This is a genomic window from Massilia horti, assembly GCF_004614195.1.
Taxonomy (GTDB): domain Bacteria; phylum Pseudomonadota; class Gammaproteobacteria; order Burkholderiales; family Burkholderiaceae_D; genus Telluria; species Telluria horti.
On the sequence record NZ_SPUM01000096.1, the window covers coordinates 1 to 12,338 of the forward strand.

Here is a 12,338-nt window from a genome sequence, read left to right on the forward strand (position 1 = left end):
CAATCCGCGAAGGCGGCCGTACCGTTGGCGCCGGCGTGGTTGCCAAGATCCTGGCCGACTAAAAAGTGTAGCCCGAGAGGGGTGGGACAGTGGTCCCGTCCCTGTTCGGGAAACCTTGAAGGGAGGCGGGTTCCCGTCTCCTCTCAAAAAAGACATTCCCATCAGGGTCAACCTGATGTAGAATGCGCGATTCAACTGAAGTTTGTAGGGGCGTAGCTCAATTGGCAGAGCGTCGGTCTCCAAAACCGAAGGTTGGGGGTTCGATGCCCTCCGCCCCTGCCACCGAATCTGGTGCCAGGCACCGAAAGTAAAAAAGAATGTCTAATCAGTCTGTGCAGACCGTTAGCACCTCGAACGACAAGTTCAAGGTCGCCCTGGCGGTGGTTGCTACGATTGCAGGCGTAGTCGGCTTTTTCGTTCTGAAAGGCCAAAACAAACCAGCCCTGGTCGCCGCTGGCGCCCTGGTGGCTGGTTTGGCTATTGCTGTCCTGCTTCTGTGGACTTCCGCTACCGGCCGCGAATTCCTGGGATTTGCCAAGGAATCGGTGCGTGAAACCAGGAAGGTTGTTTGGCCTTCCCACAAGGAAACCACCCAGATCACGGGCATCGTGTTTGCCTTCGTGGTAGTCATGGCGATTTTCCTGTGGGGCACGGACAAGATCCTTGAATTCCTGTTGTACGACGTGATACTGGGTTGGAAGTAATAATGAGCGAAAACGTACAAGATAGCGTGCCGGGCGATGTCCCGGCACAAGACGCTGGTGCGCCGCTGAGTGTCCCGGTCAGCAACAAGCGCTGGTACGTCGTGCATGTCTATTCCGGCATGGAAAAGAGCGTGATGCGCGGCCTCAAGGAGCGCATCGATCGTGCCGGCATGCAAGACCAGTTCGGCCAGATTCTGGTGCCGACCGAAGAGGTCGTCGAGATGAAGAACGGCACCAAGTCGGTCTCCGAGCGCCGCTTCTTCCCTGGCTATGTATTGGTCGAGATGGAAATGACCGACGATACCTGGCACCTCGTCAAGAACACCCCGAAGGTCACCGGCTTCATCGGCGGCAAGTCGAACAAGCCGACCCCGATCCCGGCCCGCGAAATCGACAAGATCATGCAGCAGGTGCAAGAGGGCGTCGAAAAGCCCCGGCCCAAGGTGCTGTACGAAGTGGGCGAGCAGGTCCGGATCAAGGAAGGCCCGTTCACCGACTTCAACGGCAACGTCGAGGAAGTCAACTACGAAAAATCGAAGGTGCGTGTTTCTGTCACCATCTTCGGCCGCGCGACTCCGGTGGAACTGGAGTTCGGGCAAGTAGAGAAAGTCTAAAGCAGCAAGCGCGAATCGGAGCGTCGTCGGCAACAAGGCAGGCGGAATCCGACAAGAGGAGCCCCGCCGATGAGTAGCAAGCGGTGGGGCGCTACTACTCAGTCCAACGATAGGAGCCATCATGGCCAAGAAAATCATTGGCTTTATCAAGCTGCAAGTGCCGGCTGGTAAAGCAAACCCCTCCCCACCGATCGGCCCTGCGCTCGGTCAGCGCGGCCTGAACATCATGGAATTCTGCAAGGCGTTCAACGCCAAGACCCAGGGCATGGAACCTGGCATGCCGATTCCGGTCGTGATCACCGCATTCGCGGACAAGTCGTTCACCTTCGAGATGAAGACCCCGCCGGCGACCTACCTGATCAAGAAGTTCGCAGGCGTCACCAAGGGTTCGGCCAAGCCGCACACCGACAAGGTTGGCTCGCTGACCCGCGCCCAGGCTGAAGAAATCGCTAAGACCAAACAGCCGGACCTGACCGCTGCCGACATGGACGCAGCAGTGCGCGTCATCGCCGGCTCGGCTCGTTCGATGGGCATCACGGTGGAGGGTATCTAATGGCTAAGCTGTCCAAACGCATCAAGGAAATGAAGGCCAAAGTTGACCGCAACAAGGTCTACGCCTTCGACAACGCCGTCGCAATCATCAAGGAATTCGCGACCGCCAAGTTCAACGAGTCGATCGACGTCGCTGTTCAGCTGGGCGTGGACCCGAAGAAGTCGGACCAGGTGGTCCGCGGTTCGGTGGTCCTGCCTGCAGGCACCGGCAAGACCGTGCGCGTGGCCGTGTTCGCACAGGGCGAAAAAGCTGAGCAGGCGAAAGCCGCCGGCGCCGACATCGTCGGTATGGAAGACCTGGCAGAGCGCGTCAAGGCCGGCGACATGCCGTTCGACATCGTGATCGCTTCGCCGGACACCATGCGTATCGTCGGTACCCTGGGCCAGATCCTGGGCCCGCGCGGCCTGATGCCGAACCCGAAGGTCGGCACCGTGACCCCGGACGTCGCTGGCGCCGTGAAGAATGCCAAGGCTGGCCAGGTGCAGTACCGCACCGACAAGTCGGGCATCATCCACGCGACCATCGGCCGCAAGTCGTTCACCGACGACCAGCTCAAGAGCAACCTGGTTGCGCTGATCGACGCACTGAACAAGGCCAAGCCGGCTACCTCGAAGGGCGTGTACCTGCGCAAGGTCTCGATCTCGTCGACCATGGGCGCTGGCGTGCGTGTTGACCAGGGTTCGCTGGCAACCGCTGCTGCCTAAGTAAAGAATCAAGTCCCCGCAGAACAGCGCGGGGCGCATCTTTGGGCTGGCTGGGGAAGCATTCCCGGCCAGGCAATCAAAGACCGTTGGGCTGAATGCAGCAGGTAGGCAGGAGGTTAAAAGAACACCCAACGCAGATGGCGAACCCGAGCAAGTTTTGTAGTCCCTACTGCGTGTAGATTCATCCGCGTAAGTTTGACTTCTTAACTTCGGACGCCGTGTTCGAACCGATGTGAGGCGCAAGCTTCCATCATTTAAGGAGATTGACCGTGGGTCTTAATCTGAATGACAAAAAGGCCGTCGTCGCCGAAGTTTCCGCAAAAGTAGCAACTGCGCAAACGATCGTCGTGGCCGAGTACCGTGGCATCCAGGTTAGTCACTTGACGCAACTCCGTGCAAAAGCTCGTTCCCAGGGCGTGTACCTGCGTGTTCTGAAAAACACGCTGGCCCGTCGCGCTGTGGAAGGCACCGCGTTTGCCCCGCTGGCTGATTCCATGACCGGTCCGCTGATCTACTCGATCTCGGATGACGCCGTGGCAGCAGCCAAAGTGGTCGCCGACTTCGCCAAAACCAACGACAAGCTGGTGGTGAAGGCTGGTAACTACGCCGGTAAGCAACTGGATGTGGCTGGCGTGACCGCGCTGGCAAGCATCCCGAGCCGTGAAGTCCTCATCGCCCAGCTGCTGGGTGTTATGCAGGCTCCGGTTTCCGGCTTTGCACGTGTTCTGGCTGCAGTTGCAGCACAAAAAGGCGAAGGTTCCGCAGCTCCGGCAGCGGAAGCAGCGGCGGCGGAATAAGCCCCATCCTTTTTGCTCAAGAAGAACTAATCCTTTTTATCACGATTGCGGGAAAGAGTTTAGCGAAGCGTACTCTGTCCCCAACACTACAAAAATTTGGAGTTTCAAATGGCAATTAGCAAAGAAGAGTTCCTGGACGCAGTAGGCGCAATGTCGGTTATGGAACTGAACGACCTGGTCAAGGCGTTCGAAGAGAAGTTCGGCGTGTCGGCAGCTGCAATGGCAGCACCGGCAGCTGGCGGCGCAGCAGCAGGCGCACCGGCAGCTGAAGAGCAGACCGAGTTCAACGTTGTGCTGGCTGAAGTCGGCGCGAACAAGGTCGGCGTCATCAAGGCTGTCCGCGAAATCACCGGCCTGGGCCTGAAGGAAGCTAAAGACCTGGTCGACGGCGCACCGAAGACCGTCAAGGAAGCCCTGCCGAAAGCTGACGCTGAAGCTGCGAAGAAGAAGCTGGAAGAAGCTGGCGCGAAAGCCGAGCTCAAGTAATACATTTTGCAAAGGGCGCCTGTCAGGCGCCCGGCGCGCGAGTCAAAGCCTGCAAAACCCCACCGCGAGGAGGGGTGAGCAGCTTTGGCTCTTTTGTCGTCCCTACGGCAAAAACAGCAGTATCGCAGTAGTAGTGGCAGCACCAGCAGTATCGTAACACAGCAGTACGGTTGTCTTTTTCACCGGCAGGCAGGCGCGAGCATTGAGGCCTTGCATGTGGTAGTTCAACCACTGGCAATTCCTGAATTCTCATCCTTTCTGTCACTCACGGAGTGTCCATGCACTACTCATTTACTGAGAAGAAGCGCATTCGCAAGTCGTTCGCGAAGCGCGCCAACGTTCACAACGTTCCCTACCTGCTGGCTACCCAGCTGGAATCTTACGAGAATTTCCTGCAGGCGGACACTGCTCCTTCCGTCCGCAAGAACGAGGGCCTGCAATCGGCCTTCTCCTCGATCTTCCCGATCGTGTCGCACAACGGCTTTGCGCGTCTCGAGTTTTTGTCGTACGTGCTCGGCGACCCTGCGTTTGACGTTAAGGAATGCCAACAACGCGGCCTGACTTTTGCCTCGCCGCTGCGTGCCAAGGTGCGTCTGGTGATCCTGGATAAGGAATCGCCGACCAAGCCGGTCGTCAAGGAAATGAAAGAGCAGGAAGTGTACATGGGCGAACTGCCGCTCATGACCGCCAACGGCTCGTTCGTTATCAACGGCACCGAGCGCGTGATCGTGTCGCAGCTGCACCGCTCGCCGGGCGTGTTCTTCGAGCACGACCGCGGCAAGACCCACTCGTCGGGCAAGCTGCTGTTCTCGGCTCGTATCATTCCTTACCGCGGCTCGTGGCTGGACTTCGAATTCGACCCGAAGGACATCCTGTTCTTCCGCGTCGACCGCCGCCGCAAGATGCCGGTGACGATCCTGCTCAAGGCGATCGGCATGACGCCGGAACAGATCCTGGCCAACTTCTTCGTCTTCGACAATTTCCTGCTGCGCTCGGAAGGCGCGGAACTCGAGTTCGTGCCCGAGCGGCTGCGCGGCGAAGTCGCGCGCTTCGACATCGTCGATCCGAAGTCGGGCAAGACCATCGTGACGAAGGACAAGCGCATCAACGCCAAGCACGTGCGCGACATCGAAAGCGCCGGCATCAAGCACATCTCGGTGCCGGAAGACTACCTGCTCGGCCGCGTGCTGGCACGTAACATCGTCGACCAGGACACCGGCGAGATCATCGCCAACGCCAACGACGAGCTGACCGACGAGCTGCTGGGCAAGCTGCGCGACGCCTCGATCAGCGAGATCCAGACCCTGTACACCAACGACCTGGACCAGGGCGCCTACATCTCGCAGACCCTGCGCACCGACGACACCGCCGACCAGACCGCTGCGCGCATCGCGATCTACCGCATGATGCGTCCGGGCGAACCGCCGACCGAAGAGTCGGTGGAAGCGCTGTTCAACGGCCTGTTCTACAGCCCTGAGCGCTACGACCTGTCGGCCGTGGGCCGCATGAAGTTCAACCGCCGCATCGGCCGCGACGAGCTGGTCGGCGCGATGACGCTGTCGAACGAAGACATCCTGGCCGTGATCAAGATCCTGGTCGAACTGCGCAATGGCCGTGGTGAAGTCGACGACATCGACCACCTGGGCAACCGCCGCGTGCGCTGCGTGGGCGAGCTGGCCGAGAACCAGTTCCGCGCCGGCCTCGTGCGCGTCGAGCGCGCCGTCAAGGAACGCCTGGGCCAGGCCGAAGCGGACAACCTGATGCCGCACGACCTGATCAACAGCAAGCCGATCTCGGCCGCGATCCGCGAATTCTTCGGCTCGTCCCAGCTGTCGCAGTTCATGGACCAGACCAACCCGCTGTCGGAAATCACCCACAAGCGCCGCGTCTCGGCCCTGGGCCCGGGCGGCCTGACCCGCGAACGCGCCGGCTTCGAGGTGCGCGACGTGCACCCGACCCACTACGGCCGCGTGTGCCCGATCGAAACGCCTGAAGGCCCGAACATCGGCCTGATCAACTCGCTGGCACTGTACGCCCGCCTGAACGAGTACGGCTTCCTCGAAACCCCGTACCGCAAGGTCGAAAACAGTGTGGTGTCCGACAAGATCGACTACCTGTCGGCGATCGAAGAAGGCCGCTACATCATCGCTCAGGCGAACGCCAAGGTGAACGAGGAAGGCCAGCTGGTCGACGAACTGGTGTCGGCACGTGAAGCAGGCGAAACCATCCTGGTCTCGCCGGAGCGCATCCAGTACATGGACGTGGCCCCGGGCCAGATCGTGTCGGTGGCAGCGTCCCTGATTCCGTTCCTCGAGCACGACGACGCGAACCGTGCACTGATGGGCGCCAACATGCAGCGCCAGGCTGTGCCTTGCCTGCGTCCCGAGAAAGCGTTTGTCGGTACCGGCATCGAGCGCACCGTGGCGGTCGACTCGGGCACCACCGTGCAGGCGATGCGCGGCGGCGTGGTCGACTATGTCGATGCGGGCCGCGTGGTGATCCGCGTGAACGACGACGAGGCGCAAGCTGGTGAAGTCGGCGTGGACATCTACAACCTGATCAAGTACACCCGTTCCAACCAGAACACCAACATCAACCAGCGTCCGATCGTCAAGATCGGCGACCGGGTGGCACGTGGCGACGTCATCGCCGACGGCGCATCGACCGACCTGGGCGAACTGGCACTGGGCCAGAACATGCTGGTGGCGTTCATGCCGTGGAACGGCCTGAACTTCGAGGACTCGATCCTGATCTCGGAAAACGTGGTCAAGGACGACCGCTACACCTCGATCCACATCGAAGAGCTGTCGGTGGTCGCACGCGACACCAAGCTCGGTGCGGAAGAGATCACGCGCGACATCTCGAACCTGGCCGAAAACCAGCTGGCGCGCCTGGACGAATCGGGCATCGTGTACATCGGCGCCGAAGTGCAGGCTGGCGACGTGCTGGTCGGTAAGGTGACCCCGAAGGGCGAGACCCAGCTCACGCCGGAAGAAAAGCTGCTGCGCGCGATCTTCGGCGAGAAGGCGTCGGACGTGAAGGACACCTCGCTGCGCGTGCCGTCGGGCATGGTCGGTACCGTGATCGACGTGCAAGTGTTCACCCGCGAAGGCATCCAGCGCGACAAGCGCGCCCAGCAGATCATCGACGATGAACTCAAGCGCTTCCGCCTCGACCTGAACGACCAGATGCGTATCGTGGAAGGCGACGCCTTCCAGCGTCTGGAGAAGATGCTGATCGGTAAGACCGTGAACGGCGGTCCGAAGAAGCTGACCAAGGGCTCGGTGCTGACCCGCGAATACCTGGCCGACCTGGACAAGTTCCACTGGTTCGACATCAGGCCAAGCGACGACGAGACCGCCAACGCGCTGGAGGCGATCAAGGAGTCGATCAACGAGAAGCGTCACCAGTTCGACCTGGCATTCGAAGAAAAGCGCAAGAAGCTCACCCAGGGCGACGAGCTGCAGCCGGGCGTGCAGAAGATGGTCAAGGTCTACCTGGCCGTCAAGCGCCGCCTGCAGTCGGGCGACAAGATGGCAGGCCGCCACGGTAACAAGGGTGTGGTCTCGCGTATCGTGCCGGTGGAAGACATGCCGTTCATGGCGGACGGCACCCCGGCCGACGTCGTGCTGAACCCGCTGGGCGTTCCGTCGCGTATGAACGTCGGCCAGATCCTGGAAACCCACCTCGGTTGGGCGGCCAAGGGCCTGGGCCTGCGCATCGGCGAAATGGTCAAGGCGCAAGCGAAGGTCGAAGAGCTGCGCGGCTTCCTGGGCAAGATCTACAACGAGACCGGCCGCAAGGAAGAGCTGGACAACTTCAGCGACCAGGAAGTTGTTGAGCTGGCGACCAACCTGAAGAACGGCGTGCCGTTCGCGACCCCGGTGTTCGACGGTGCCCACGAAGGCGAAATCCGCCGCATGCTGGACCTGGCTTTCCCGGACGAGATCGCTAGCCACCTGGGCATGACCCCGTCGAAGAACCAGGTGACGATGTACGACGGCCGCACCGGCGAAGCATTCGAGCGCAAGGTGACCGTGGGCTACATGCACATGCTCAAGCTGCACCACCTGGTCGACGACAAGATGCACGCCCGTTCGACCGGCCCGTACTCGCTGGTGACCCAGCAGCCGCTGGGCGGCAAGGCACAGTTCGGTGGCCAGCGCTTCGGTGAGATGGAGGTGTGGGCACTGGAAGCCTACGGTGCGTCGTACGTGCTGCAGGAAATGCTGACCGTGAAGTCGGACGACGTGAACGGCCGTACCAAGGTGTACGAGAACCTGGTCAAGGGCGACCACGTGATCGACGCAGGTATGCCGGAATCGTTCAACGTGCTGGTGAAGGAAATCCGCTCGCTGGGTATCGATATCGACCTCGAGCGCAGCTAAATCACCCGCATGGCCTGGCCGTCGTTCCCGCGCAGGCGGGAACCCAGGTGTTCGTGGCTCAGCCACGAAAGTCAAATTGGGCCCCCGCCTTCGCGGGGGCGACGGAGCAGGTGAAGTAAGTAAAGAATTCAATCACCTGGAGTGATCAATGAAAGCACTGCTCGATCTATTCAAGCAAGTTCAGCAAAACGAGAGCTTTGACGCCATCAAGATTGGCCTGGCGTCGCCTGAGAAAATCCGTTCCTGGTCGTACGGCGAAGTCAAGAAGCCGGAAACCATCAACTACCGTACCTTCAAGCCGGAGCGCGACGGCCTGTTCTGCGCCAAGATCTTTGGCCCGATCAAGGACTACGAGTGCCTGTGCGGCAAGTACAAGCGCCTGAAGCACCGCGGCGTGATCTGCGAAAAGTGCGGCGTGGAAGTCACGCTGGCCAAGGTGCGCCGCGAGCGCATGGGCCACATCGAGCTGGCTTCGCCGGTCGCGCACATCTGGTTCCTCAAGTCGCTGCCGTCGCGCCTGGGCATGGTCCTGGACATGACGCTGCGCGACATCGAGCGCGTGCTGTACTTCGAAGCATACGTCGTGACCGATCCGGGCATGACGCCGCTCAAGAAGTGCCAGATCATGTCGGAAGACGACTACGCCGCCAAGTACGAAGAGTACGGCGACGACTTCACCGCATTCATGGGCGCCGAAGGCATCCGTGAACTGCTGCGTTCCATCGACATCCACCGCGAAGCCGAGTCGCTGCGCGTGGAGCTGAAGGAATCGAAGTCGGAAGCGAAAATCAAGAAGTACGCCAAGCGCCTGAAGGTGCTCGAGGCGTTCCAGCGTTCGGGCATCAAGCCTGACTGGATGATCATGGAAGTGCTCCCGGTTCTGCCGCCGGAGCTGCGTCCGCTCGTCCCGCTGGATGGTGGCCGTTTCGCGACGTCCGACCTGAACGACCTGTACCGCCGCGTCATCAACCGTAACAACCGTCTGAAGCGCCTGATGGAACTGCGCGCTCCGGAAATCATTACGCGTAACGAAAAGCGCATGCTGCAGGAAGCAGTGGACTCGCTGCTGGACAACGGCCGTCGCGGCAAGGCGATGACCGGCGCCAACAAGCGTCCGCTGAAGTCGCTGGCTGAAATGATCAAGGGTAAGGGCGGCCGCTTCCGTCAGAACCTGCTGGGTAAGCGCGTCGACTACTCGGGCCGTTCGGTGATCGTGGTCGGTCCGCAGCTCAAGCTGCACCAGTGCGGCCTGCCGAAGCTGATGGCGCTCGAACTGTTCAAGCCGTTCATCTTCAACAAGCTGGAACTGATGGGGCTGGCTACGACCATCAAGGCCGCCAAGAAGCTGGTTGAAGTGCAAGAGCCGGTGGTCTGGGACATCCTGGAAGAGGTGATCAAGGAACACCCGGTCATGCTCAACCGTGCACCGACCCTGCACCGCCTTGGTATCCAGGCGTTCGAGCCGGTCCTGATCGAAGGCAAGGCCATCCAGCTGCACCCGCTGGTCTGCGCGGCATTTAACGCGGACTTCGACGGTGACCAGATGGCAGTCCACGTACCGCTGTCGATCGAGGCACAGATGGAAGCGCGCACCCTGATGCTCGCTTCGAACAACATCCTGTTCCCGTCCAACGGCGAACCGTCGATCGTTCCGTCGCAGGACATCGTGCTGGGTCTGTACTACGCAACCCGCGAGGCGATCAACGCCAAGGGCGAAGGCATGATGTTCCCGGACGTGTCGGAAGTGATCCGCGCGTACGACAACAAGGAAGTCGAGCTGGCGACCCGCATCACCGTGCGTATCGTCGAGTTCCCGAAGAACGACCAGGGCGGCTTCGACCGCACCGTGACCCGCTACGAGACCACTGTCGGCCGTGCGATCCTGTCCGAGATCCTGCCGCAAGGCCTGCCGTTCTCGGTGCTGAACCGCCCGCTGAAGAAGAAGGAAATCAGCAAGCTGATCAACACTTCGTTCCGCAAGTGCGGCCTGCGCGCGACCGTCGTGTTCGCCGACAAGCTGATGCAATCGGGCTTCCGCCTGGCGACCCGCGCCGGCATCTCGATCGCCGTGGACGACATGCTGATCCCGGACGTGAAGAAGACCCTGATCTCGACCGCCGAATCGGAAGTCAAGCAGATCGAGCAGCAGTACGCATCGGGTCTGGTGACCGCCGGCGAGCGTTACAACAAGGTCGTCGACATCTGGGGCAAGACCTCGGACGAAGTCGGCAAGGCGATGATGGACCAGCTCAAGGTCGAGCCGGTCACCAAGCGCGACGGCAGCAACGGCACTCAGGAATCGTTCAACGCGATTTACATGATGGCCGACTCGGGCGCGCGTGGTTCGGCAGCCCAGATCCGCCAGCTGGCCGGTATGCGAGGCCTGATGGCCAAGCCGGACGGCTCGATTATCGAGACCCCGATTACCGCGAACTTCCGCGAAGGCCTGAACGTTCTGCAGTACTTCATCTCGACCCACGGTGCTCGTAAGGGCCTGGCCGACACGGCACTGAAGACCGCGAACTCGGGTTACCTGACCCGTCGTCTGGTCGACGTGACGCAAGACCTGGTGGTGACCGAGGACGATTGCGGCACCAACAACGGCACGCTGATGAAGGCGATGGTCGAAGGCGGTGAAGTGATCGAAGCCCTGCGCGACCGTATCCTGGGCCGCGTGGCTGGCCAGGACATCGTCAACCCGGAAACCCAGGAGACGATCTACGAAGCCGGCACGCTGCTGGACGAAGACATGGTCGAAGAGATCGAACGCGTCGGCATCGACGAAGTCAAAGTCCGCACCCCGCTGAACTGCGAAACCCGCTACGGCCTGTGCGCCAAGTGCTATGGCCGCGACCTGGGCCGTGGCCTGCTGGTCAACTCCGGCGAGGCAGTGGGCGTGGTGGCAGCGCAGTCGATCGGTGAGCCGGGTACCCAGCTGACCATGCGTACCTTCCACATCGGTGGTGCGGCATCGCGTGCTGCGGTGGCCTCGTCGGTGGAAGCCAAGTCGAACGGTACGGTTCGCTTTACCTCGGCAATGCGTTACGTCACCAACGGCAAGGGCGCCCAGATCGTCATTTCGCGTTCCGGCGAAGTGCTGATCACGGACGACCACGGCCGCGAGCGTGAGCGTCACAAAGTGCCGTACGGCGCGACCCTGATCGTCAAGGACGGCATGGCTGTGAAGGCCGGCACCGCGCTGGCGACCTGGGACCCGCTGACCCGTCCGATCATTACCGAGTACGCAGGTACGATCAAGTTCGAAAACGTGGAAGAGGGCGTGACCGTCGCTCGCCAGGTAGACGAAGTGACCGGCCTGTCGACCCTGGTGGCGATCGACCCGAAACGCCGCGGTTCCGGCAAGGTGATGCGTCCGCAGGTCAAGCTGCTCAACGAAGAAGGCCAGGAAGTGAAGATCGCCGGCACCGAACACGCCGTGACGATCGGCTTCCAGGTTGGCGCGCTGATCATGGTGAAAGACGGCCAGCAAGTATCGGTGGGCGAAGTGCTTGCACGTATCCCGACCGAATCGCAGAAGACCCGAGACATTACCGGTGGTCTGCCGCGCGTTGCCGAGCTGTTCGAAGCACGTTCGCCGAAAGATGCCGGCATGCTGGCGGAAGTCACCGGTACGGTGGCGTTCGGTAAAGAGACCAAGGGCAAGCAGCGCCTGGAAATCACCGACATGGACGGCAACAAGCACGAGTTCCTGATCACCAAGGACAAGCAAGTGCTGGTGCACGACGGCCAGGTGGTGAACAAGGGCGAGATGATCGTGGACGGCCCGGCCGATCCGCAAGACATCCTTCGCCTGCTGGGTATCGAAGCGCTGGCACGCTACATCGTGGACGAAGTGCAGGACGTGTACCGTCTGCAGGGTGTGAAGATCAACGACAAGCACATCGAGGTGATCGTTCGCCAGATGCTGCGTCGTGTGCAGATCACCGATGCGGGCGACACCGACTACATCGTCGGCGAGCAGGTCGAGCGTTCGGAACTGCTGGAAGAGAACGACCGCGTGAATGCAGTTGGCAAGCTGCCGGCGCAGTACGAAAACGTGCTGCTGGGTATTACCAAGGCATCGCTGTCGAC

At 61.0% G+C, this 12,338-nt stretch carries 8 protein-coding genes and 1 tRNA gene; all 9 read left to right on the forward strand.

Annotated features, from left to right (window positions below):
* Positions 1-206: 206 nt before the first annotated feature.
* Positions 207-282 (forward strand) — tRNA-Trp (locus E4O92_RS14325).
* A 35-nt stretch (positions 283-317) separates the two neighbouring features.
* On the forward strand, positions 318-704 hold the full coding sequence (gene secE, locus E4O92_RS14330; RefSeq protein ID WP_135190418.1) for a preprotein translocase subunit SecE: 387 nt from the start codon (positions 318-320) through the stop codon (positions 702-704).
* Between the two features lie 2 nt (positions 705-706).
* The gene (nusG, locus tag E4O92_RS14335) at positions 707-1,318 is read left to right on the forward strand and encodes a transcription termination/antitermination protein NusG (RefSeq protein WP_135190419.1); all 612 of its coding nucleotides are present in this window, start codon (positions 707-709) and stop codon (positions 1,316-1,318) included.
* 121 nt (positions 1,319-1,439) lie between these two features.
* Entirely contained in the window at positions 1,440-1,871 is a 432-nt protein-coding gene (rplK, locus tag E4O92_RS14340) for a 50S ribosomal protein L11 (RefSeq protein WP_135190420.1), read from the forward strand.
* Positions 1,871-2,575, forward strand: coding sequence for a 50S ribosomal protein L1 (gene rplA, locus E4O92_RS14345; RefSeq protein ID WP_135190421.1), 705 nt, complete (start codon positions 1,871-1,873; stop codon positions 2,573-2,575). Before rplK ends, rplA begins: the two co-directional genes overlap by 1 nt.
* A 269-nt stretch (positions 2,576-2,844) precedes the next feature.
* Positions 2,845-3,372, forward strand: coding sequence for a 50S ribosomal protein L10 (gene rplJ / locus E4O92_RS14350; RefSeq protein WP_135190422.1), 528 nt, complete (start codon positions 2,845-2,847; stop codon positions 3,370-3,372).
* A 108-nt stretch (positions 3,373-3,480) separates the two neighbouring features.
* Positions 3,481-3,858: a 50S ribosomal protein L7/L12 gene (rplL, locus tag E4O92_RS14355; protein ID WP_135190423.1), complete on the forward strand. Its 378-nt coding sequence runs from the start codon at positions 3,481-3,483 to the stop codon at positions 3,856-3,858.
* Positions 3,859-4,136: 278 nt separating this feature from the next.
* Positions 4,137-8,246 carry a DNA-directed RNA polymerase subunit beta gene (rpoB, locus tag E4O92_RS14360; protein ID WP_135190424.1) on the forward strand — a complete coding sequence of 1,370 codons (4,110 nt, stop codon included), beginning with the start codon at positions 4,137-4,139 and terminating at the stop codon, positions 8,244-8,246.
* 148 nt (positions 8,247-8,394) lie between these two features.
* A partial coding sequence (gene rpoC / locus E4O92_RS14365) for a DNA-directed RNA polymerase subunit beta' (protein WP_135190425.1) occupies positions 8,395-12,338 on the forward strand: 3,944 nt, incomplete at its 3' end.